The organism is Prevotella sp. S7 MS 2, from assembly GCF_000762865.1.
GTDB lineage: Bacteria > Bacteroidota > Bacteroidia > Bacteroidales > Bacteroidaceae > Prevotella.
Genome location: NZ_JRPT01000069.1, coordinates 1 through 22,826, shown reverse-complemented (window position 1 = coordinate 22,826; position 22,826 = coordinate 1). Strand labels below are relative to the sequence as shown.

The 22,826-nt window shown below is 43.3% G+C and carries 17 protein-coding genes, 1 tRNA gene and 1 pseudogene; 13 read left to right on the top strand and 6 right to left on the bottom strand.

Annotation, left to right across the window (positions count from 1 at the left end):
- Nucleotides 1-498: 498 nt before the first annotated feature.
- The 4 genes from HMPREF0671_RS10150 (at nt 499) to HMPREF0671_RS10135 (ending at nt 3,296) form a co-directional block, all read left to right on the top strand.
- Entirely contained in the window at nt 499-885 is a 387-nt protein-coding gene (locus HMPREF0671_RS10150) for a lytic transglycosylase domain-containing protein (RefSeq protein ID WP_369793989.1), read from the top strand.
- Nucleotides 886-1,042: 157 nt separating this feature from the next.
- Nucleotides 1,043-1,603, top strand: coding sequence for a LemA family protein (locus HMPREF0671_RS10145; protein WP_036900194.1), 561 nt, complete (start codon nt 1,043-1,045; stop codon nt 1,601-1,603).
- 4 nt (nt 1,604-1,607) lie between these two features.
- Nucleotides 1,608-2,609 (top strand): M48 family metallopeptidase, encoded by a 1,002-nt coding sequence (locus HMPREF0671_RS10140; RefSeq protein WP_036900192.1) that lies wholly within the window; start codon nt 1,608-1,610, stop codon nt 2,607-2,609.
- Entirely contained in the window at nt 2,610-3,296 is a 687-nt protein-coding gene (locus HMPREF0671_RS10135) for a GDSL-type esterase/lipase family protein (protein ID WP_036900191.1), read from the top strand. It abuts the gene before it with no gap.
- Between the two features lie 284 nt (nt 3,297-3,580).
- Here the strand turns inward: HMPREF0671_RS10135 and fabG are convergent, their stop codons facing one another.
- Nucleotides 3,581-4,333: a 3-oxoacyl-[acyl-carrier-protein] reductase gene (gene fabG, locus HMPREF0671_RS10130; RefSeq protein ID WP_036900190.1), complete on the bottom strand. Its 753-nt coding sequence runs from the start codon at nt 4,331-4,333 to the stop codon at nt 3,581-3,583.
- A gap of 40 nt (nt 4,334-4,373) precedes the next feature.
- Complete coding sequence (locus HMPREF0671_RS10125) at nt 4,374-4,967, bottom strand: TetR/AcrR family transcriptional regulator (protein ID WP_036900186.1); 594 nt, start codon at nt 4,965-4,967, stop codon at nt 4,374-4,376.
- A 196-nt stretch (nt 4,968-5,163) separates the two neighbouring features.
- Here HMPREF0671_RS10125 and HMPREF0671_RS10120 point away from each other — a divergent pair.
- The 7 genes from HMPREF0671_RS10120 (at nt 5,164) to HMPREF0671_RS10090 (ending at nt 14,710) form a co-directional block, all read left to right on the top strand.
- Nucleotides 5,164-5,236: transfer RNA gene (locus tag HMPREF0671_RS10120), tRNA-Met, on the top strand.
- A 262-nt stretch (nt 5,237-5,498) separates the two neighbouring features.
- Entirely contained in the window at nt 5,499-6,434 is a 936-nt protein-coding gene (locus tag HMPREF0671_RS10115; RefSeq protein ID WP_232223202.1) for a FecR family protein, read from the top strand.
- A gap of 318 nt (nt 6,435-6,752) precedes the next feature.
- On the top strand, nt 6,753-10,028 hold the full coding sequence (locus HMPREF0671_RS10110; protein ID WP_036900182.1) for a SusC/RagA family TonB-linked outer membrane protein: 3,276 nt from the start codon (nt 6,753-6,755) through the stop codon (nt 10,026-10,028).
- A gap of 13 nt (nt 10,029-10,041) precedes the next feature.
- The gene (locus HMPREF0671_RS10105) at nt 10,042-11,622 is read left to right on the top strand and encodes a RagB/SusD family nutrient uptake outer membrane protein (protein WP_036900180.1); all 1,581 of its coding nucleotides are present in this window, start codon (nt 10,042-10,044) and stop codon (nt 11,620-11,622) included.
- A 47-nt stretch (nt 11,623-11,669) separates the two neighbouring features.
- Nucleotides 11,670-12,689, top strand: a complete 1,020-nt coding sequence (locus HMPREF0671_RS10100) for a glycoside hydrolase family 18 (protein ID WP_036900178.1) — start codon at nt 11,670-11,672, stop codon at nt 12,687-12,689.
- Between the two features lie 12 nt (nt 12,690-12,701).
- Nucleotides 12,702-13,892, top strand: coding sequence for a DUF1735 and LamG domain-containing protein (locus tag HMPREF0671_RS10095; protein WP_036900177.1), 1,191 nt, complete (start codon nt 12,702-12,704; stop codon nt 13,890-13,892).
- Between the two features lie 248 nt (nt 13,893-14,140).
- Complete coding sequence (locus HMPREF0671_RS10090; protein ID WP_036900175.1) at nt 14,141-14,710, top strand: RNA polymerase sigma-70 factor; 570 nt, start codon at nt 14,141-14,143, stop codon at nt 14,708-14,710.
- A gap of 292 nt (nt 14,711-15,002) precedes the next feature.
- On the opposite strand, the gene HMPREF0671_RS10085 is transcribed toward HMPREF0671_RS10090, so the two are convergent.
- Genes HMPREF0671_RS10085 through rlmN form a run of 4 tightly spaced genes read right to left on the bottom strand, consistent with a single transcriptional unit; the run spans nt 15,003 to nt 19,183 of the window.
- Nucleotides 15,003-16,022: a lysylphosphatidylglycerol synthase transmembrane domain-containing protein gene (locus HMPREF0671_RS10085; protein WP_036900173.1), complete on the bottom strand. Its 1,020-nt coding sequence runs from the start codon at nt 16,020-16,022 to the stop codon at nt 15,003-15,005.
- Nucleotides 16,019-17,179: a PdxA family protein gene (locus HMPREF0671_RS10080; protein WP_036900172.1), complete on the bottom strand. Its 1,161-nt coding sequence runs from the start codon at nt 17,177-17,179 to the stop codon at nt 16,019-16,021. Before HMPREF0671_RS10080 ends, HMPREF0671_RS10085 begins: the two co-directional genes overlap by 4 nt.
- 20 nt (nt 17,180-17,199) lie before the next feature.
- A complete protein-coding gene (locus HMPREF0671_RS10075) occupies nt 17,200-18,144 on the bottom strand; it encodes a DUF4837 family protein (RefSeq protein WP_036900169.1) in 945 nt (314 codons plus the stop codon).
- Entirely contained in the window at nt 18,128-19,183 is a 1,056-nt protein-coding gene (rlmN, locus tag HMPREF0671_RS10070) for a 23S rRNA (adenine(2503)-C(2))-methyltransferase RlmN (protein WP_036900168.1), read from the bottom strand. The genes HMPREF0671_RS10075 and rlmN overlap by 17 nt, the downstream gene beginning before the upstream one ends.
- Before the next feature lie 90 nt (nt 19,184-19,273).
- Here rlmN and HMPREF0671_RS12095 point away from each other — a divergent pair.
- Together HMPREF0671_RS12095 and HMPREF0671_RS10060 are read left to right on the top strand one after the other, a co-directional pair.
- Nucleotides 19,274-21,544, top strand: a pseudogene (locus tag HMPREF0671_RS12095) (DUF4922 domain-containing protein); the annotation flags it as partial.
- A gap of 28 nt (nt 21,545-21,572) precedes the next feature.
- A partial coding sequence (locus HMPREF0671_RS10060) for an MFS transporter (RefSeq protein ID WP_036900198.1) occupies nt 21,573-22,826 on the top strand: 1,254 nt, incomplete at its 3' end.

The following is a 22,826-nucleotide window of genomic DNA, read 5'->3' as shown; positions in this document are numbered from 1 at the left end:
GTGTATATAAGATAACGGTCTCTAAGTGAGAACTATGTACACTCAGACGGCTGATGTACTTTTGTACTTGCTGGTTGATACCACTTGACTCTACAGATGTAACTTTTTTGAGCTTTTATATGGAGTATTATTGGAATATTTTGTTCTAATATTATTGCTAAAAAGGGCTTTTGAAGCGTGAAATAAGATGGCATTAATATTATTGAAAATGTATAAAAAGCCTTTATAATCAGCACTTTATGCATGATTCTTTCTTCTTTCTCAGATGTTTTGTGTACCTTTGCACCGATAAGAATAAGGATAACATCTTTTTGTTGTATTAGAAGTGTTATTCGCTAAGGTATCTAACGGAATCGAGGATATTGGTAACGCTTTTTCTCAATAGCCATATTCGCGTGCATTTTTGCTTTTCTCTTGCACAGGTTCCATAATCAAAACAAAATGGAGAGAATAAACAAAGTTGTATTTTTAATTTTACTTATCTTTGCGTCATCTCGGATGACAGCCCTTGCGGCAGATGGTTTAAAAGTTGTACCTAACAGTAAACAAGTAGATTGGAATCCAGTGATGGATGCCATTATTCAAGTAGAGAGCAGAGGAGATTCGAAAGCCAAGAGTGGTAATTCCATTGGTGCAATGCAAATTACACCGATATTGGTAGCTGAATGTAATCAGATTCTTAAAAGAAAGAAAAGCAAGAAGAGATTTAAGTTGTCTGATCGATTCAGTGTTTCGAAGTCCAAGGAGATGTTTTTACTCTTCCAGTCTGCACATAACCCATTGAACGACATCGAGAGAGCTATACGCTCGTGGAACGGTGGTCTTCACTTTAATGTCAAGCGAACGCAGCGATATTTAGAGAAGGTTATGAGTGTCATGAAATAAATCATTATTTCTATAAATCCAGTCAATAGATTTATTCTACTGACTGGATTTTTCCTTTTATACCGTTAACAATCTAATAAATCTTAAAAACCTGTCGTATCCTCAACTTTTGCATTATATTTGTAATCTAATAGATAAAATTATAAATCATAAGAATATGTCATTAATTATTGTTGTGGTAGTCGTTGTACTACTTTTAGTGTGGGGTGTAAGCCTTTATAATAACTTAGTGAAGCTTCGCAATAATCGTGAAAATGCGTTTGCTAACATTGATGTGCAGTTGAAGCAACGTCATGATTTGGTTCCTCAGTTGGTTGCTACGGTGAAAGGATATGCAGAGCATGAGAAAGAAGTGTTCCAACGTGTTACGGAAGCCCGTGCAGCTGCGATGGGAGCCACATCTGTCAATGATAAGGTACAAGCCGAAAATGCGTTGACAGGAGCCTTAGCCGGACTCAAAGTTTCGCTTGAAGCTTATCCAGAACTGAAAGCAAACGAGAACTTCCTCCAGCTTCAAAACGAGCTCTCTGATATCGAGAACAAGTTGGCAGCAGTGCGTCGTTTCTTCAATTCTGCAACACGCGAATTGAACAATGCTGTCCAAACATTCCCTTCAAATATTTTTGCCAAGATGTTCGGCTTCCAAAAGGAGCCTATGTTTGAGGTTCCACAAGAGGAAAGATCTATGCTTGACAAGGCTCCCGAAGTAAAGTTCTAGGCCGATGAAGTATGTAGGAATGCAGACCCAAATCAGCCGTAACAACATGTTGAGTGTGTTGTTGCTGCTCATGTTTCCCGTAATTATCTTGGGAATGGTTTGGGTATTCCTTGCCCTCTTAAATTATTTCGGTGGTGGCTATTATGATGAATATGGGAGTGTCGTGCACCAACTAGATGCCGATACGGTCAATTATTACTTCATAACGACTATTCCTTGGGTAATTCTAGGAGTATTGGTGTGGTTTGTCATAGCCTATTATAGCAATGTACGCATGATACAGGCGGCTACCGGTGCTCGTCCGTTGAGCCGTCGTGATAATCCTCGTGTATATAATATCGTGGAGAATTTGTGTATGACTTGCAATATGGACATGCCTCAAATCAATGTTGTTGACGATGACCAATTGAATGCTTTTGCTAGCGGTATAGACAAAAAGTCGTACACGGTCACCGTTACCACCGGACTACTCAATCTCCTTACCGACGAAGAATTGGCCGGGGTGCTTGGGCATGAGCTTACTCATATTCGCAATCATGATACCAAGTTGCTTATTACCAGTATAATCTTCGTGGGCATCATCTCCACTGTCATGTCGCTTGTGGTGCGAATGATGTATAATATGATGTGGTATGGGGGGGGGCGGAGTGGTCGTAATGGCGAGAAAAATGGCCTTTCCGTTATCGTCATCATGTTGATAGGTGTCGTGTGTTGTGCCATAGCCTACTTCTTCACGTTGGTTACTCGCTTTGCCATATCGCGCAAACGCGAGTATATGGCAGATGCAGGTGGGGCAGAGCTATGTGGTAATCCGCTCGCTTTGGCTTCTGCTTTAAGGAAGATTTCGGGTAATCCCGGGCTTGATGATGTCAAGCGTGCCGATGTGGCACAACTCTTTATCATTCAGCCCGATGAGATGGAGCAAGGCTTAATGAGTTTCATGAATTCGCTTTTCAGCACTCATCCCGATACCGAAAAGCGTATACAAATATTAGAACAGTTTTAAATGTCTAGAATTAAATATCTTCTGTTTGCCATGATGGCTATCTGTTCGCAGTCTATGGAAGCTCAATCTGTGAAATATAGTCCGTTCCCACATTATACAGAAAGGATTAAGGAGTTTGATAGTATGACTCCTATTGATAGCTCTTCAATTGTGATGTTGGGTAATAGTCTTACTGAGAATGGGGGTGATTGGAATGCTCGTTTAGATGGGAAACGTATCAAGAATCGTGGTATATCGGGCGATGATGCCATAGGTATCAAGCATCGACTTATACAGATCTTGCCCGGAAAGCCTAAAGCTATTTTCTTGATGGTGGGTGTCAACGATTTGAGCCATGACTTGACTCCCCGACAGGTGTTTGATAATATCTGTCCCGTGATAGAGCAGATTCGTCGCGACTCTCCTCAAACCCAATTGTTTGTCCAGAGTCTGTTGCCTATCAACGAATCCTTTGGCCGTTGGAAAACGCTGGATGGGAAGACTAATGATATTCCTGTTATCAACAAGATGTTGAAGCAATATTGCCAAAAACATCATATTACATATATCAACCTTTTTAAGCAGTTCGTCCGTCATGGCACGAATGAGTTGCGTGCCTCTCTTTCAGTAGATGGATTACACCTGTCTCCCGTGGGGTATAAGATTTGGGCATTTGAACTACAACGTTACGTTAGAGGATTGGAGTAAACTCTTAAGAAGTACTTTGGCGTATCTCAAATTGCTGTTTACAATATAGTGAGTAGTTTGTTATCAGTTTATTGCAGGGGCGAGGCAGCAATATTGCCAAAACGTTTCAGTATTACTGAAGAGGCCGAACAGCATCATTGCTTACTTATTGCAGTGAAGAGAGTGGGAACTTTTTAGATGGTCGAATAATAGAGGAATAGTCGAAATACAGGCATAAGAAAAAGCCCAATGTGCATCTACCGAGATGTGCATTGGGCTTTTTGATTATTCGGTATTGTACTTGATTACATGTTCATACCACCGTCTATCTGAATCACCTGACCGGTTACATAGCTAGATAGGTCTGAAGCCAAGTAAACAGCAGTGTTTGCAATATCCTCTACAGTACCGCCACGGCGCAATGGAATCTTGTTGGTCCATTCTTTACGAACATTCTCTGGTAGAGCTTGAGTCATGGCTGTGTCGATAAATCCGGGAGCGATAGCGTTGGCGCGGATACCCTTGGGACCCATCTCTTGGGCTACACTCTTAGCCAATGCGATAAGACCGGCCTTAGAAGCTGCATAGTTGCTCTGGCCTGCGTTGCCGTGAACACCGACTACAGAAGCCATGTTGATGATAGAACCTTGGCGCTGACGCATCATTACAGGTACGCAAGCGTGGATGAAGTTGAATGCACTCTTCAAGTTTACAGCGATGACTGCGTCCCACTGCTGCTCTGTCATGCGCAACATCAAACCGTCTTTGGTGATTCCGGCATTGTTAATTAAAATATCAATAGAGCCGAACTCTTCTTTCACTTTGTTTACAACCTCTTCGCTCTCGGCAAAGTTTGCTGCATTGCTTGCATATCCTTTAGCTTTTACGCCTTTAGCTGCAATCTCACGCTCTGTTGCCAATCCGCCGTGCTCTTCGTCGATAACGAGGTCGGTGAAGGCGATATTAGCACCCTCTTCGGCAAACTTCAAGGCAATAGCCTTGCCAATTCCACGTGCAGCACCTGTAATCAGGGCTGTCTTACCTGTTAATAATCCCATTGCTTTAATTTTTTATTGTGTTATAATAAATACTTGTTTCCTATTTCTGTTTGAGTTTCCCCAGCGCTCCGTAGACAACTTTAGCTACGAGCGGTTTGCTGCTTTCTTCAGTCAATCCATGCCCTAGGCGACCATAAATGAAAGGAACTTCCAGCCCTTTGATACAATAGTGAGTGATGTCGGCCACCAATTCTACGTCTTCAATGTCGAATTCTCCGTCGTTTTTACCTTCTTGATAAACCTTACGGAATAGTTCTATTTCGTCTTCATCAAAGTTTTTTCTCACTTTCTCTACCATCCAAATATTACGAAAGAACTCCGCACGCAGGTTACCATTCCTTACGACAGTCTCACGAATCATGCTCAGATGCGTGTATATCAACTCTATGATTTTGTCTTGAGGACGAATCTTGAGTTCAGCCACCTCATCCAGTTTGTCCGATAGTCGTTCCAATTCCGACTCTATGACAGCCGAGTAAACATCTTCTTTCCTACTAAAATACGTGTAAAGTGTCCTACGTCCTTTGCCCGAAGCAATGGCTATGTCGTTCATAGTCGTGTTTGCAATGCCATTTTTGGCAAATAGTTGTCTGGCAACATCTACGAGTTTCTGTCTGGTTTTTGATATAGACATCTATTAATTCCTCCTGTGTTTCTATTGTTTGCACATCGCTTTGTAATGTGCAAATGTAATAGAAATCTCGCATACAGCCAAATCTTAAGCCTTGTTTTACCCCTTTTAACGAAAAAAACTCAGTTAATATTTGGTTGTTTCAAATAAAAGTCATACCTTTGCACTCGCAATCCGGAACGGGATTGATTATTAATATCGCGGAGTGGAGCAGTTGGTAGCTCGCCAGGCTCATAACCTGGAGGTCGCATGTTCGAGTCTTGCCTCCGCAACTATATAGTCCGAAAGTTTATTTATAAGATTACTTTCGGACTTTTTTATGTTTTCTTTATTCGATTAGTTGATTCTATAAGCAGGGCTTGATAACTAATTCTTGTGCTTTTATTTTCTGAAATTTGATTATCATCCCATATATGTTTGACTTTACAAAGGTGGATGAAAGGAAATTTGAGAAAAAGAGATGGAAAAATAGGAATTTGCTGTCCCTCTTTTACTACTTGTTTGTATTATAGGTAAAGAAGAAAGAAAAGAACTTTGAATACAACAGAACAAGAAATAGAAATGGAACAGTTGCTGCGTCAGGCAGATGCTATTGCCGATGATATAGTGACAATGGAGATGACAGATGTGGCTGGTGCTTACGACCGTTTACAAGAACGATGTCACCAAAGTCGTCGCCATGTTGTGCTTGGACGACTTATGCGCTATGCCGCTATCTTGGCTTTACCTTTGTTATTAAGTACAATGGTGTTGGCATATCTTCATTTTACATCGTCTCAAGCAGATATTCGCTTTGCTGAAGTGAAGGCTTTGGATGGGACAGTGGTTCGTTTTGAGTTGCCGGACAGCTCTGTTGTATGGCTCAATGCGGGTAGCCAATTGCGTTACCCTATTTCTTTTGATGGTGATAAGCGCGAAGTGGCACTGCAAGGTGAGGGATATTTCGAGGTGAAAGCTAATAGAGAACATCCTTTTTATGTGCATACCCCATCGGGAATGAGTGTGTATGTGTATGGAACTCACTTCAATGTGCAGGCTTACGATGATAGCGAATGCATTGAAACATCGCTCGAAGAGGGGCGATTGAATGTGATTCTGCCCAATAAGGGTCAGCAATTGACACTTCGGCCCGGTGAATATGTTTCGTATAATAAGCTCACCTGTCAGGCAATGAAGTCGACTACTGATGTAGAAGTGAAGACAGCATGGCGTAAAGGCGAGTTGATATTCCGCAATGCTACATTGGATGAGGTGTTTAAAGCGCTGAGCCGACGATTCAATGTGGATATTTCTTATCGTAATCATACCAATAGGGACGATCGTTATCGTGCTACATTCCACGATGAAACACTGCCTCAGATATTGGATTATCTCTCGAAAAGCACAGTATTGACTTGGAAGTATGAGCCTTATCACTCTTCATCCACAGCAAATAAAGGCAAGCGTAAAGTGCTGATAGATCTGTATTGATACCTAAAATATCGACAGCTTGCTGGCCGACATATATAAAGATATTCATTTATAATCTCTATTAATAACCTAAGACACCTATTAATCATATGTAGAAGAAAGAAGACATGAAACTCAAACAAGAGCAAGGGGACGCATAAATACTATGTGAAGGCTCTTATACGGCAAGTCGTAGTCAGACTATCTTTTAGTTTCTGACATCAACATATCCCTTTAATATTAATCTATAATAATCATTGTTCTGTGCATATCTGGGTTCATTATTTTCTCGATATGACCTAAGAGGTGTGTACGTCTATAAAAAATCAACCTTAAATTATGAGAATAAGGAATGCCCTATTGGTCAGCTTATTTTTATTCAATGCTGGTAGTGCTATAGCACAACAGTTAAAATCGCCCGTAACGGCATCTAACGTTACGATAGAGAAGGTGTTGAATAAGATAGAGAAAGCGTCTGACTATGTATTCTTGTTTAACGATAAGACATTGAATACACAGAAGATTGTTTCTGTCAACAACAAGTCGGGTAAGATAACGGAGATATTGGATCATATCTTCAAAGGTACCAATATTGCGTATGAAATCGTAGACAAGCAAATTATCTTGTCTATTAAGAAGGAAAAGAAAAGCCAGCCCAAAGCCACTTTTACATTAAAAGGTACGGTGAAAGATTCACAAGGAGAGCCTTTAGTAGGCGTAAGTGTGAAACTAAATCGCGGTACCGTGGGTGCCATCACCGATATTGATGGTAACTTTTCATTGTCGGCTACTGAAGGAAGTATTGTTGAAGCCACTTATGTAGGCTATGCAACCAAGACCATGAAAGTAGGCTCTAACCATAATATCGTGCTTATTATGGAAGAAGATGACCAACTTTTGAACGAAGTTGTGGTAACGGCATTGGGTATTAAGCGCGAGACCAAGGCTTTGACATATAATGTACAAGAGTTGAAGGCCAAGGAAGTGACAAAGGTAAAGGATGCCAACTTCATCAATAGCTTGGCCGGTAAGATAGCCGGTGTAACCATTAATCAAAGTTCATCGGGTGTGGGTGGTTCTTCTCGAGTGGTGATGCGTGGTACAAAATCGCTGTTCGGAGAGAATAATGCACTGTATGTATTGGATGGAATTCCTATGCAAGGTCTGCGTACCAAGCAGTCTGACAACTTCTACGAAGCTGTGGAAGTGGCTGATGGTGACGGTATCTCAAACATCAACCCCGATGATATTGAGAGTATGTCGGTGTTGACCGGAGCTTCAGCTGCTGCTCTTTATGGTAACAAGGGAGCCAATGGCGTCATCCTGATTACTACCAAGAAGGGAGCTATAGGCAAGCCTCGCATCTCATTCTCTCATAGTACCAGCTTTACAAGCCCATTTGTTACACCTAAGTTCCAAAATACTTATGGTCGTAAAGAGGGGGAATTTGCCAGCTGGGGTGAGAAACTGGAGACTCCATCTAGCTATAATCCACTCGATTTCTTCCGTACTGGCTATAATGTTATGAACTCTGTGGCTTTGTCAACCGGTAGCGAGACCAATCAGACACACGTCTCTTTAGGTGCTGTTAATTCGGGTGGTATCGTGCCAAACAACCAGTATAATCGTTACAACTTCACATTCCGTAATTCATGGGACATCGTGAAGAACGTTCTAAGTATGGATATGGGACTGTTCTATATACACCAGAATACGCAGAATAGTATCGGCCAAGGTATGTACTTCAATCCTTTGGTACCTATATATCTGTTCCCACCAAGCGATGACATCAATCGTTATACAGTCTATGAGATGCACAATGGCAGTCGAAACTTTAAAGTACAAAACTGGCCTTACAAGAATTTAGGTCTTGGAATACAAAACCCATACTGGATTATCAACCGAAACATGTTCAATACCAATCGCGATCGCAGCATCATGAGTTTGTCTATGAAGTGGAATATCACCGATTGGATGAATGTTATTGGTCGTGCTCGTGTGGACAATGCTTATATGGAGTTCGAACGAAAACTCTATGCTTCGACCGATGGTCTGTTTTCTAAGCCTCAAGGAAACTGGATGACACAGGAAGATAAGAATCGTTCTATCTATCTAGATTTCTTGGTTAACATTGATAAGAAGTTTGGTGAAGATTTCCGTTTCTTGGCTAACGTGGGTGGTAGTATGTACGACGAGCGTTATAAGTCGCACACTTTTGAAGGCAACTTGGTACGCGTGCCTAATTTCTTCCACTCTTCTAACATCTCTTCGGCCGAGAGTAGCACTTCTTATGCCAACCTTCATACTCAGACCCAATCGTTTTATGGTAAGGCGGAATTGAACTATAAGAACTTCTTGTTTGCTGATGCTACCGGTCGTATAGACTATTTCTCAACGTTGAAGGGTACTTCTAAGGACTATGTATTCTATCCTTCAGCTGGTCTTTCGGTACTTTTGAGCGAGGCATTTTCCCTACCTAAGAACATTATCTCTTATTGGAAGATTCGTGGATCGTATGCTCAAGTAGGTAATCCTCCATCGGCTTATCTGCCATATGCTACGATTGCGCTGTCTAATGGTAATGCTACCAGCTCTAGCTTCACCCCTGCTACTCATTTGAAGCCTGAAATGACGAAGGCATTTGAGTTGGGTATGGATCTCCGTTTGCTCAATAACAAGCTTAATATCGCCGCTACCTATTATAATTCTAATACATACAATCAGCTGTTCAGATACAACTTGCCTCCTAGCACGGGCTATGCGTTCGCGTTTGAGAATGCCGGTAAGGTGAACAACTGGGGTATTGAACTCTCTGTAGGGTTTAACCAGAAGCTCGGTCCGGTCGATTGGAATGCTAACCTCATCTATTCGTTGAACCGAAACGAAATCAAGGAATTGCTTCCTGAGTATGTTACAGACCGCCAAACCAACACTACAGTGAAGGCTCCAACAGAGTTTGAGGTGTCGGGAGCAGAGTCTTACAAGATGATTTTGAAGAAAGGTGGCACCATGTCTGATATTTATGCCAACAAGCTAAAGCAGGATTTGCATGGCGATATTCTATGTAATGGAAGTGTTTCTAAGGATGATAATGCTTTTGTATACGTGGGTTCGGCTGCTCCCAAATACAATCTAGGTATTCGAAACAACTTTGCTTGGAAGGGATTGGAAGTTGATTTCTTGATTGATGCACGTGTTGGTGGTGTTGTAGTTTCTGCTACTCAGGCTTTGATGGACCAGTTTGGTGTGTCCAAGCAGACTGCCGACGCTCGCGATGGTCAAGGTGTACGTGTGAACAATGGTTATCTCAATGCCGAGCAATACTACAGTGTGGTAGCCGGAGGTAAGACCGGATTGTTGGCACACTATGCTTATAGTGCTACCAATGTGCGTTTGCGCGAATGTTCTATCAGCTACATGTTGCCTCAAAATTGGTTTAACAACAAGCTGAATGTGTCGTTGTCGCTTACAGCTCACAACCTGTTCATGTTCTATAACAAGGCACCTTTCGATCCGGAATTGACTGCTAACACTGGCACTTACTACCAAGGATTTGACTATTTCATGCCACCTAGTCAGCGAAGTATGGGATTTGGCGTAAAGGTTAATTTCTAATGAGCTTAAAACTATGAATACAATGAAACAGAAATTATTATCAACTATATATACAGCTATGGGCTTGTGCATTGGAACATGCTCGCTAACGAGCTGCATGAGCGATGATATTAACATCGATCCGGATAAGATTCTGGAGAAGGAACTCAACAAAGACAACCTTTGGGGAACTTATCTCACCACCATGCAACGTCACGTTGCGCCTGAAAATCAGAATGATTTTCAGCTTACAGAAGACCTTGTGGGCAACATGTATGCCGGATATTACGCTGGAACTCAAAGTTGGGAGGGTGGAGCCAACGGTACAACGTATGCTTTTCCCGATGCTTGGATTAACCGCCCATTCAAGGTTGCCTATGTAGACTTCTTGTCTTCGTGGAATGTTTTGCGCCAAAAGACCGACTCAACTACTATTCTTTTCGCAGTAGGCGAGGTAGTAAAAGTGGCAGCTATGCACAAGACTACTGACATTTATGGTCCAATTCCTTATACCAAGTTTGGTTTGGAGAGCCCTGTTCCCTATGATTCTCAGGAGACAGTGTACAAGGCTTTCTTTAAAGAATTAGACCATGCCATCGGCATTATGACTGCTTTCGACAAAGTAAACAAAGGAGCTAAACCGCTGGAGAAGTTTGATTTGATTTACAACAGTGACATTCCCAAGTGGATAAAGTTTGCCAATTCGCTCAAGTTGCGTCTTGCCATGCGCGTAAGCAAGGTTATGCCCGAAGCTAAACAGCTGGCTGAGGCAGCCGTAAACAATGAGTATGGTGTGATAGAGACCAATGATGAGAATCCCGTGATGAAGAGTAACTCGGCCTTGTCGTTCACTTACTTCAATCCGTTCTACAATCTCTATAGCGAAGAAGGCTATAACGAAGATCGCATGGGAGCCTCAATGGAAGTCTATTTGGTAGGGTATGAGGATCCACGTTTACCTGTTTTCTTCAAGCCGGCAGCCGATGGACAATACCACGGATTGCAAAATGGTCACAAAGATGGTAAACGATATATGGGCCATCGCATGCTTTCGCAGCCTACTATCACTCAGGCTACTCCTTATCTATGGATGAATGCTGCCGAAGTTTGGCTGCTTCGTGCCGAAGGTGCATTGTACAAATGGCAGATGAAGGGTGAAGCGAAAGACTTATATGCGAAAGGTGTTACCGTTTCTATGGAGCAACACGGCGTAGGAAAAGATGCCGAGGCTTATTTGGAAAGCGACAAAACGCCTATAGCTTATAGGGGTAGGGTTGATTGGAGAAGCTTGCCTGCACCCTCTACTATAACTCCTGCATGGGATGGGGGAGCTACCGAAGAAGAGAATTTAGAGCGTATTATTACGCAGAAGTGGATTGCTATCTATCCTTTAGGACAGGAAGCATGGAGCGAATTCCGCCGTACGGGTTATCCACGTCTCTTTCCTGTAGCCGATAACTTGAGTGGTGGCAAGGTAAGTACCACCGAACAAGTGCGTCGTTTGCCATTCCCTGAGTCTGAATATACCGGTAATAAGGCAGAAGTTGAGAAAGCTATCAAGTTGCTTGATGGTGAAGATACGGGTGGTACACGCGTATGGTGGAACAAGAAATAAATGCTGCTAACACAGCGATTTACAATCATCAATAAAGATAAATACGTATGAAAACTAGAAATATACTGATACTTGGTCTGCTAGGTGTTATGACATTGGGTGGCTTTACATCATGCAGTACTGAGATAGAAGCATTAGAAATAGTGAAGCCCGACCAAAAAACGGAGCAATATTATGCCGATCTGCGTGCTTATAAGCAACGCAAAGACCACGAGGTATTCTTCGGATGGTTCGGTGGATGGAATGCTAAATCATCTGATATGATAGGTTCTTTGAAGAGCGTTCCCGATAGTGTGGACATCATCTCAATTTGGAATGGAACCTATGATCGTGAGGATATGGAGTATGTGCAGAATGTAAAGGGTACCAAGGTCACCTTTACCAAGTTTGCACATGGCATACCCGATGAGTTTATGAGTGGCGAAAAGCACGACATTGTGACCAAAGAAGGTATCGAAGCTTATGCAGTTGCGTTGGTCGATACGATGAAGAAGTATGGGTATCAAGGCATTGATCTCGACTATGAACCCGGATATTCCGATCCGGCAGGTGGCCCTTTCCGTGGTCCGTTGGTAGGTCCGGAATACCTTTATCCCAACTATCGCGACAATATGGAAATCTTTATTAAGAAGCTGGGCGAGTTTATTGGACCTAAATCGGGTACCGATTATTTGCTCATCATTGATGGTGTGCCTTTTGATGTGAAACCCGAATTGGCTCCATATTTCAACTATGGAGTGGTTCAGGCATATCGTAGCTCAAGTTATGGCAATCTACAATCGCGCTTTAATAGTGCTGCTGCCCGCGGTTGGAAGCCTGAACAGTATATCTTTGCTGAGACTTTTGAGGGAGGAAATTATAAAAATGGTGGCGTTTCCCATGTTCTTGAAGATGGTACCCGCGTTCCCTCGCTTCTCGGAATGGCACATTTCCTACCTGAATACGAAGGTAAGAAAGCAACCCGGAAAGGTGGATGTGGCACCTATCACATGGAGAACGATTATTATTCGTCGCCCAACTATCGCTTCACACGCGAGGCTATACGAATCATGTCAGAACATAAATAAGCTAATAAGTATATGAAAAAGATAAGTATAAAAAATCTGTCTCTCGTGCTTCTCATGGCACTTGCCACAGTGGCATGTAAGGAAGAGAGATCTACCTACGATGGGGTGTATATCGTAGGTACCGAAGACAAGTCGGTAACAGCTACCCTTACGGTTGACGATGTACCATCGGCTATCGGCATCAATGTGGCTTCTTCTGCAGTTGTAGATAACGATGTGCAGATACAAATGGAAGTTCGTAATGATTTGGTAGCCCTGTTCAACAAAGAGCATCATAAGAATTACGAGGTGTTACCCGAAAAGGCGTACAGCATAACCAATGAAAAGCTGACAATAGAGCAGGGTAAACACATCACGACTAAGGCTCTGAAATTGAGCATTACTGATCGTGAACCCATGAAGATAGGTACTACCTATGTGGTTCCTATCAGCATTAAGAGTGTAGAAGGTACAGGTATGCCGGTGATAGAAGCGTCGCGTACCATTTATGTAGTGGTCAATCAGGTCATCATAACCAAGGCTGCCGACCTCACACAAGGATGGGGTAGAGCTTTCTATGTAGTTGATTTTGGCAAGGAGGGTAAGTATCCTACCCATGCCATGAAAGCACTTACGTACGAAGCACGTGTGCGTTTCCGCAAGATGACACCGAACAACAGCAAGTGGTGTTTCTCTATCATGGGCTTGGAAGAGAATTTGTGTTTCCGTACCAGTGGTAATGGTAAGGATGGTTGGAAACTGCAAACGGGCGACCCGATACACTTCGATTCGCGTGACGCTGTACCCAATGACAAATGGATACACGTAGCTTTAGTTTACGATGCAGTAGCCAATAAACGTCTCATGTACCTCAATGGTGAGTTGCAAGGTGAGGCTCCTGCCGGTCAATCTTTTATCGATATGACCAATCACTATGCACAGAGCGGCTTCTATATTGGTAACTCGGCTAACGACAATCGCACGATGGAAGGCTATATCAGCGAGGCTCGTGTGTGGGCTACAGCTCGCTCGGCTGCCGAACTCAAGAATAATGTATGCTGGGTAGACCCCACTACAGAGGGACTCTTGGCTTACTGGCGCTTCGATGGTGTGTCTGAGAAGGATGGTATGGTGGTAACCGACCTCACCGGTAATGGTTACGATGCACATTATAAAGGCTGGGACGAACCATCATTCGTTGATGCAGTGCGTTGTCCGGAATAGTATTGAGCATGATATGAGAACAAGCTTGAAGCTTGTGATGGATAGCTTTTAATCTATATGACAGCTCCCTACGCCAACGGTATCGGCAGTAGGGGGCTTTGGTATATAGGGTATGTGCTTCTAAGCTAAAGTGATAAAAGAATAGATATAACGATTTACAGCAGAAAAAATATGTTTGTAGTATATCGTATTCATAAATAATTATGTAAATTTGCGTGCTATTTCCGTATGGAAATTAACTCGAAAACATGAATCTATCACAGAGAAGTAAAGGTAAAGAAAGTTATTTCAAACAACTCTTCGATACCTATTATGCACCGTTTTGTTTATATGCCAAACGTTTTATAGACGATACTGAGGTCAGAAACGATATTGTTTCCGACGTGTTCTTCCATGTTTGGCAAAAGATAGATGTTGATGAATTCCAAACAGAAACGGCTGTTGAATATATTCGTTTGGCTGTAAAGAGTCGTTGTCTAAATCATTTGAAACACCAGAATTACGAAATGGATTATGCCAAATGGTTCCAACAGCGAGCTCCTATCTATGCGGAATCACCCAATTATGTTTATACTCTTGATGAATTATACGAGAAGTTGACTGGTATCTTAAAGCAACTGCCCGATGAACAGCGTCGTATTTTCACTGAAAGTTTTATCAATGAGAAGACGCGAACCGAGATAGCCAAAGAGATGAATGTGAGTGTTAAGACGGTCCAGCGCTATAAAAATAAGGTTATGGAAATACTACGGAATCAACTGAAAGACTATTTGTTGATAGCACTTCTATTCCATCTGGTACGTGAAAAGATAACATAAGAGTTTGTTGCAACGGCTCCCCAGCGTTACTGCATCAACTTTACAGCATTGCTGTCTTTGCTTAGCAGGTTTGCTGTTAAGGCTTTGCAGAGACTTCTAGTTGATTCTTTCCCAAGAAGAGGGAGAGAGTTTTTAGTTAACAAGTAGATTGGTTGACGGCTAAATCTGTTTATGAGTGAGGAGTTAGAAATGATGAGTTTTGAGGGTAAAGATAGGGGTAGTAGCGAGGGGGAGGTCTCCCGTGTCTCTTAGTAAGCAATGTTATTTGCTGATAAGGTATGCTGTGTAGGGACTACATTCCGCCCCTTTCGGGCTTCTTCTTCTCCAGTTTGATGAATAGCAAGCCGATGCCCGTCCACACGAGTTCGCGCAGTCTGACAAGTAATGCCACGAAGATGCCGGCGCTAGCTGTGATACCTAATGCGGTGGTAGACATCAAAAAGCCACCTTCACGACCACCTAATTGCAGGGGAATGAAGAATAGTAAGTTGGCAAAAAGGGTGGTGAAAGCTATGATTAGGATACATTGCAGATAGCTGACTTGTGGCATGAGTACCAACAATATGAAGAATACTTCCAATGCAGAACAGATGCGACAACCCAATTCCAGCAATACTGCCGATACAAATGTCTTAGGATTCTGCTTGTGTAAGGCTGCTATCTGATTGTCGATAGTATCAAGTTGTTCGCGATGTTGCTCAATGAAAGGTTGTGCCCAACGCTTCAAAACGGGGATATGTCGCAACAAATTCATGGCTCTGACGGCCAATCCTTTGCGGTATCCTGAAGTAAAGAACCAGATTCCAAGTACACAAAAGGCACCTGTGGCGAGCAATAGGCAGCCCATCAGGAAGTTGACGTGTTGCGTAAAGATATACAAGAAGATGGAAAGAGTCCAAAACCAGAAATGACTGAAGATATGCGTCATGGCATAAAGGATGACCGATGACGATGCTCGCTCGGTTCCTATCTTCGGTGCCAACGACATGATGCGGTAGGGTTCGCCCCCCATGAGTCCGCCCGGAGTGGCGTAATTGAGTGCGAAACCTGATACCGTAATCTTGTACAACCACCAAAATGATACAGGAGAACGCTTACCATTGCCAGTCGCCTTGTCTTGACTATGAATGATGATATACCATGCTCCCGTATTAAAACAATAGAGGAACAGCCATAGGAGTAGCACGGCAAAGAACCAATAGCCGGCATGTTTCAGTCCGTCCCATACCGCTGCAAAGTCGAGTTGCGTCACCATAATGACCAGCACGACAATGCCAAAGGCAAAGAATGCGTTCTGGTATTTCTTGTTCATGACTCAGTTTGTGTGTCAGTATCTGTGTTTGGCTTGCTTTGTGGTTTCCGGGGTGCACCGTTCTCATGCTTCTTAGGGATGGAAAATCTCACCTTCTCGCTCTCATCGCGCTTCTCGTGATAGAGTTTGGGAAGTGGGTTGCCCATTGGCTCATCGTAGCGTTGACGGTTGCGGAACACATCTATGGCCAAGAAGATGGCATGTCTGAATGCGGTCTCATCAGTTACTCCTTGCCCTGCAATATTGAAACAAGGAGTCATGTCGGGCGATGTGGTAGCGATAGGGATACCGGCTGCAAACTTCACGCTACGTTCGTCGGTGAGCGCTTTGAAAGGTGCCATGCCTTGATCGTGATACATAGCCAAAATACCATCGAATTCGTCGTAGGCTCCACTGCCAAAGAATGTAGTGGCAGTATAAGGGCCGAAAGCTTGTATACCTTGGGTTGCCAGTTCTGAGATAGCCGGTTCGATAATTTCTTTCTCTTCAGTTCCTAGCTCACCTTCTTTATTGATGGTGTTCAATGAGAGCACGGCAATGCGGGGATTGGAGATGTTGAAATCTCTACGCAAGGTTTCAAAGAAGAGTTTTGCTTTACGCTCTACGTTATCTTTAGTGATGTCTGAAGCAATGTCTTTAAACGAACTGCGATTAGAAACCATGGCGATACGCAGATCGTCGTGAACACATATAATCATGGATTTCTTGCCTTCGCCTAAAGAAGTCTCTATATATTCAGCATGACCGGGAAACTTGAAGCCTTCAGCTTCGATGTTTGCGCATGATAGGGGAGCGGTCACCAGTACGTCGTAGAGATCTTTGCGGTAGTCGGTCATAGCACAATCGAGTGCTTTTAGGGCTGCCTTTCCGCTTTCGGGGGTGGGCTGTCCCAAATCAACTTTTACTTCTTCGTCGAAGCACGGAATCAAGTTGATGCGGTCGTCTTCTATTTCTTCTGCACCATTGATGATGCTGAAATTGGTCTGTACGTTCAGGGCTTTGCGATGATAAGCTGCTGTTTTGGGCGAACCATATATGATAGGGGTGCACAATTCAAGCATCTCTGGTTCTGCAAAAGTTTTGAATATGAGCTCATATCCTATTCCGTTGGTGTCACCATGTGTGATAGCCACACGGATTTTTCTATTTTCGTTCATGTCTTTTATATTGATGTTATTCAGTTAGTGGCTTTCGTCTTCAGGGTGAAGAGAACGGCCTCAGACTGTCTTATTAAATTTCTTTTCTTTGTTTCGGGTGCATATACGAATGCTTCGGCAATGATGAGGCGTTGATGGATGCTGTCGGTTTTGATGCGACAGACAAACGGTCCACCCATGGCATCGCCTTTCATGGTCCACAATCCACGAATGAATTGGCGGAAAATGAGCGATTCGGTGACTGTCTGCATGTACATAGAGTCGGTCTCGCCCTTGATATTTTCACGCATCACACTGTCTCTTATGTGAGTAAATACTTCCGATGTGATGTTCTTCTTTATAATCTTTTGCGGGAGCGTATAGATACATATGCTCTGCATTCCGCTTGTGGTATTGTTGGATAACCACACGAAGTTGCGCCCCCATTTACTAGCCGTCATGTCGGCCGGAATCCATATTGTGATGCCAAGTCGATGCTGTAGCATCTTCTCCATCTTCACATTGCGATGGGTTTTGAGTTGTGCCACGGTATTTTCCATCTCATTTTGGAGTAAGATGTCTCTTACTTTCCGTCCCAAAAGATCTTGTTTGGCTCTTAAAGCACTTATCGATGGAGCATATATATGTAGTATCAATTGGGGTGATGCATACACGTTACGTTCCATTTTCAGTCTCACTTGTGAATAGACTGTGGAGTCTATTGAGAGCATTACGATGTTGCGAGCACTCTGTGTAATGGTATTGAGTGTGGTCGCAGACGTGGTAGAAACGTCGAACGATGGCTCCGGTTGCGGGAGTGCTTCCACATCTGTCGTGAGCATTTGGTACACGATGCTGTCTTGGTCGCCCGTAAGTAATACCTCGTAGGGGCGTCCTCCGCTCTTGGGTAACAAACCACTGCGACTTTGGCATGCCGTTAAGATCGCTCCCATGAGTAGCAATACTATTTTAAGATGTGCTCTCATCCTTTCTCACTTCGCCAATCTTCTTGGCCGTGCTCAGCAATCCGCAGGCCGCAAAGATATCTTGTCCTCTGCTAGCTCTGATGGTTGTAAAGATGCCATGAGCCGTGAGATAGTCGCGAAATGCCTCCATCTTTTTCTCGTCGGTGCCGTGTAAAGGCACGTTAGGAATCTGGTGGAAACGTATTAAGTTGATGCGGCACTCCATACCTTGGAGCAGTTTGATAATCTCACGGGCATGTGTCATAGAGTCGTTGACCCCACCAAACATGATATATTCAAACGAGAGACGACGTTGGTGCGAGAAATCGTAGTTGCGAAGCAAGTCGACTATCTCTTGAATGCTGATACCTTTTTGAGCCGGCATGAGCTGGGCACGCTGCTCGGCTATGGGCGTGTGCATGCTAATAGCTACATGGCAATCGCTCTCTTCGAGGAATCTTTTCAGTTTATTCTTAACGCCCACGCTGCTGACAGTGATGCGTTTGGGGCTCCATGCATAAGCGTAGTCGGCTGTAAGTATCTCTGTTGTTCTCAACACATTGTCCAAATTGTCCATTGGTTCGCCTTGTCCCATGAACACGATGTTTGTGAGTTTCTCGCGTTCGGGCAAGGAATAGATTTGGTTAAGGATGTCGCGAGCATCCAAATTGCCTTCAAATCCCTGTTTGCCTGTTTGACAAAAGAGACAGTTCATCTTGCATCCCACCTGCGAAGAGACACACAGTGTGGCTCTATCATCGTCGGGGATGTAGACTGTTTCGACAAATTTACCGTGTTGAGTAGGGAATAGATATTTGATAGTTCCATCTTTAGAGTGCTGCGCATCAATCGGGCCTGCACATCCAATTTCGTAACTTTCGGATAATTTTTCTCGATTAGCTTTCGAGATATTGGTCATCTCTTCTATGCTTTTGACATGTTGACCATAGATCCACTTGGCCATTTGCCCACCTGTAAAGGCCGGCATTCCTAAATCTTTGGCCACAGATTTCAGTTCGGGCAACGTCATTCCTAGAAGTGATTTTTTTTCACTAATCATCGTGCAAAGGTAACTGTTTTCGGCGAGAAAGTATTATCTTTGTGTCATATTTTATTGGAAGGGAAGAATATGAGAGAAGAATTGCAGTCTGATAAAAACCTACAACAATTTTTTTATGGTCAGTTAGAGGTGTGGGAGGATGCTCGGCAACGTTTCCACGATTTGGCCGATGTAACGGTAAAAGACTTCGGCATGGTGCGTTTGCAGTTCAATTCGGCACGTATGGTGAGCACAGGAGCAAAGATAGATAAGAAGACTCTGCAAAAGAGAGCTTGTTTCTTGTGTGCGCAGAATCGGCCTGCTGTACAGACATCGTTGCCTTTCGGTGATGATTTTGAGATTCTGATTAACCCTTTCCCTATTCTCCCTATCCATTTTACAATACCTGCTCGCATACATCAACCGCAGAGTATTCAAGGGCATTATGGTGCTATGCACCGGTTGTTGATGGAGCATCCCGGTTTAACGGTGTTTTATAATGGACCTAAATGTGGTGCGAGTGCACCCGATCATATGCACCTTCAGGCTGGTACAGGGTGTGTATTGCCACTTCAAGCGAGTTGGAAGAAACTCTCTGAGCAGATGGAAGTCATCTGCGAGTTGTCCGGTGGAGACCGATTGGGGGCTATTGATGGATTCTGTTGCCCGCTGTTTGCTATCGTATGTAAATCGTCGGAGAATAACGAAAAACTTTTCGAGCAACTTTATAAGGCCATGCCAATGCGTGAAGACGAAACAGAACCAATGATGAATATTGTGTCTTGGCGCGATGGTGAAGAGTATATCTTTGTAATCATCCCACGAAAGAAGCATCGCCCTGACTGTTATTTCGCAGAAGGCGAAGCCCAGACACTAGTAAGTCCGGGGGCTCTTGACATGTCGGGACTTATTATTACGCCTCGTCCGGAAGACTTTCAGAAGTTATCGGCAGAGGATGCTGAGGCTATTATTGTTGAGTGTGGAATTGGTCGGGATACAATGTCTCAAATTATTGAAAGATTAAAACGTCAATTCATAGAAGAACAAACAGTTCTGTCTATTTTCCATCAAAAGCAGCCAAATGTATCTGTTGGCATCGTCAGTGCGCAGAAGTTAGCTTTTACGTTGAATTCTCCTTATGAGGTAGAGGGACAAATTGTAATAGGAAAACAGGAGGTGCTACTGGTTGATGGGATGATTCTGTGGAATGGGAAAGAATGCGATGGACTTTCTTTCTTACCGCATACGGCTGATGCTTCATTCTCGTTGGAGGATGTAACGATAGGTATCAACTTTCATTGGGAACGAAAAGAGGTACAGACTTTTCTTGGTATTCTGCGCTTTGTGGTTGATGGTGACCACATCCACGCTATCAATGAACTTCCTGTAGAACGCTATTTGGAAAGTGTCATTTCAAGTGAAATGAGTGCCACCTCAAGTTTAGAATTGCTCAAGGCGCATGCTGTCATCTCGCGTAGTTGGCTCTTGGCACAGATGGAAAAGAGAAAACGAATAGGTGAAGAAAACAAAAAACGGCCTTCGTATATGAAGACCGATGACGAATTGATACGTTGGTACGATCGTGAAGACCATACATTGTTTGATGTATGTGCCGATGACCACTGTCAAAGATACCAAGGAATAACAAAAGAAACGAGTCCACATGTGAAAGAAGCAATTCGACAAACGAGTGGACAAGTGCTTACTTCACGAGGTGAGATTTGCGATGCGCGTTTCTCTAAGAGTTGTGGTGGGGTGATGGAAGAATTCCAATATTGTTGGGAAGATACGCCGAAAAATTATCTTGTAGCTCTTGCCGATACTCCCAACGAGCATGTATTTCCTGATTTAAGGATAGAGAAGGAAGCTGATAAATGGATACGTACGGCTCCGGAATCGTTCTGCAATACGCACGATACGCACGTGTTGAGTCAGGTGTTGAATGATTATGACCAAGAAACTACCGACTTCTATCGTTGGCAAGTGGACTATACACAGCAGGAATTGGGCGTTCTGATACTGAAGAAAACGCAGATAGACTTCGGTCAGATACTTGATTTGCAGGCTGTAGAACGTGGAAAGAGTGGACGAATATGTAAGTTGCGTATAGTCGGAACCAAGCGGACTTTTACGATAGGAAAGGAATTGGAGATACGTAGAGCATTGAGTGAGAGCCACCTTTACAGCAGCGCCTTTGTGGTAGATAGAGTGGGTATGGATGCCAATGGAGTGCCTCAACGATTCCATATCATCGGCGCAGGGTGGGGACATGGTGTCGGATTATGCCAAATCGGTGCTGCTGTGATGGGTGAGCAGGGGTATCTTTACAATCAGATTCTACAACATTATTATCCCGGTGCAGCTGTGAGTCGTCTCTATTAAGCGTTTTTAGAATACCATGAATGTACGTATGACGAGATATAAGAATCCTTGGTTGTGGGTGTCGGAGCTGTCGTTTGTAGACGAACTGGCTTTCGTGGCACTCATGACCTTGTCTATGATTCTTTATAAACAATTGGGTTTGAGCAATGCCGAAATTACTTTTTATACTTCATGGTTCTATCTTCCATGGGTATTGAAGCCATTGTTGAGGCCGTTTATCCCCTTTGTAAAGGACAAACGCGTCTATGTTTCGACGATACAACTGCTGATGGGGGCTGCCTTTGGAGGTGTGGCTTTCTTCATCCCATCTAAAGAATGGTTGCAGGGAACGCTCTTCTTCTTTTGGTTGATGGCCTTTGCTACTGCCACACATAGTGTGTTTGGCGGTAACTATTACGAACAAGAGCCTGCTCAATGGCGTAGGTTTCGAGTGAAAGGAATTTATTCCATATTCCATCATTTGGCTATCATTTTCGGACAAGGTATACTTGTTATGATAGCCGGAAACCTACAGGTAATCTATCGTAATAGCATCAGCTATTCATGGAGTTTGGTATTTTATGGGGTGGCGGGCTTGTTTATAGCCTTTTGGTTGTGGATTCATTATGCATTGCCGGATTTTCGTGAGTATATAAAAAGAGAGCAAGTGGATATTAGAACACAATGGATGGATTTCAGACAGATAGTCGGTGAATTTTTACGAAGACCTGAAATTGGGTTAGGTATGCTCTTTGCTCTGCTCTATATCATGCCCCAAGGACTGTTGATACGAATGGCACCACTCTTCTTATTAGATCCTCTGCGTAATGGAGGATTAGGACTTTCACCGCAAGAATTTGGTTTTGTGCAAGGTACGGTGGGCGTTATAGGATTGGCATTTGGTGGACTTCTCGGTGGAATGGCAATCCGTCAATCGGGTTTAAAGGCTTGGTTGTGGCCCATGGCATTGGCTTTTACATTGCCCGATGTGGTATATATATTTTTGAGTCATGTACTCCCGACGAGCCTGATGGTGATTAATCTATGTGTATTCTTAGAGCAGTTGGGGTATGGTTTCGGTTTGATGGCTTATATGTCATGTTTGTCTTATTACAGTCAAGGGGAACATAAGCATCTGTACCACTCCCTCTTGATGGCCATGATGGCACTTGGGATGATGATTTCCGGTCTCTTTTCGGGAATGATACAAGCTGAAGTGGGTTATAAAACATTCTTTACCATCGTTGTGGTAAGCAGTATTGCAACCTTTATTGTTGTTGCATTGGTGAAAAGACAAACTGAT